Source organism: Halolamina salina (genome assembly GCF_042678005.1).
In the GTDB taxonomy this organism is placed as follows: domain Archaea; phylum Halobacteriota; class Halobacteria; order Halobacteriales; family Haloferacaceae; genus Halolamina; species Halolamina salina.
This window is the reverse complement of the sequence record NZ_JBHUDH010000010.1, coordinates 11,987-13,153: the sequence shown is the minus strand read 5'-3', so window position 1 is coordinate 13,153 and position 1,167 is coordinate 11,987. Positions and strand designations below refer to the sequence as shown.

The following is a 1,167-nucleotide window of genomic DNA, read 5'->3' as shown; positions in this document are numbered from 1 at the left end:
CGACGACCAGCGCAGCGAGCAGGAGGCGAGCGGTCCGCTTGGGGAACGCCATCGCGGGGAGGGAGTCGGGGCGGGCGGTAAAGTCTGTCTGAAACCGCCGGCGGCGGCGGCCGCAGTCTCGGGGCGAGTAGCACAATCCATATATCCGTTCATCGCACACCTGAAGGAAGATGAGGGATCAGCCACGCCTGCCGACGGGGCGGCGCTCGGTCCTCGCGGCGCTGGGCAGCGGCGCCGCCGCCCTCGGCAGTGGCTGTCTCCGCCGGGCGCGGAACCTCACCGGCTGGCGGTCCGCACAGCCCGTCGAACTGCAGATCAAGACGCTGCCGGCCGACGCCGACCCCTACGCCCTCGGGCTGGCTCGACAGATCGCCGCGTGGTTCCGCGAGGCGGGAATCGGTGTCGACGTGCTCCCGGTGGCCGAGCAGGAGCTGATGCGGCAGTGTCTGCTCCGGACGGAGTTCGACCTGTTCGTGATGCGGCTGCCCGAGATCATCCGCGACCGCGACGCGCTCACCACCCTGCTGCACTCCCGGTTCGCCGACGCGCCGGGGTGGCAGAACCCGTTCAGCTACACCGACCTCGACGCCGACGCCGCGATCGAGCGCCAGCGCCGGACCGACGGCGAGCAGCGCCGGGAGGCGCTGGCCAGCCTCCAGCGGCGGATCGCCCGGTCACAGCCGTTCACGCTGCTGACGGTGCCCGACGACGTTCGGGCGGCACGGACCGACGGCGACACCGACTGGCGAGCGGCCGACCTGACCGATCCGCTGGACCACCTGCGACTGGGCCGCAGCGACGGCCGGCTCCGCGTCGTCGGCACCGACCGGCGATCGACCACCAACCTGAACCCCCTCTCCGTCGAGTTCCGGCGCAGCGGCGTGTTGACCGGACTGCTGTACGACCCGCTCGCACGCCCCGTCGACGGCGAGTACACGCCGTGGCTCGCGTCCTCCGTCGAGTTCACGACCGACGGGGGACCGACCGCACAGGTCACGCTCAGGGAGGACGTCCGCTGGCACGACGGGGAGTCGCTGACCGCCGAGGACGTGGCGTTCACCTACGACCTGCTCGCGGACACGACGCTGGGCGACGACGAGTCGGCGGCGGTCCCCTCCCCGGAGTTCCGCGGTCGGCGTACGCTGGTCGACGACGTGTCGGTCGTCG

1 protein-coding gene is annotated in these 1,167 nt (G+C 72.1%); it reads left to right on the top strand.

The window, feature by feature from the left end; translation table 11 throughout:
• Positions 1-170: 170 nt before the first annotated feature.
• A partial coding sequence (locus ACFR9S_RS01215) for an ABC transporter substrate-binding protein (protein ID WP_379817824.1) occupies positions 171-1,167 on the top strand: 997 nt, incomplete at its 3' end.